This is a genomic window from Aneurinibacillus sp. UBA3580 (assembly GCF_002375825.1).
In the GTDB taxonomy this organism is placed as follows: domain Bacteria; phylum Bacillota; class Bacilli; order Aneurinibacillales; family Aneurinibacillaceae; genus Aneurinibacillus; species Aneurinibacillus danicus.
Genome location: NZ_DFMZ01000074.1, coordinates 3,604 through 3,818, shown reverse-complemented (window position 1 = coordinate 3,818; position 215 = coordinate 3,604).

Sequence of the window (215 nt, the reverse complement as noted above, 5' to 3'; positions counted from 1 at the left end):
ATAAAGTGAAAGGGCTTTCAGCTCTTTCGGACGCTTCAGCAGAATACGGCCGACACCGTTTTCTACATTAAATAAGACTTCGTTGCTGGTTTGTACTGTGTTCTCCACTCTATGACCTCCTAATTCTTTCGCGCTATTTTGTATTTTTTCGACAAAAAGCCGGCAAACTCCTTTTTTTTCGGCACATTGTTTCGCCATGGTGGTTTTCTGTGAAA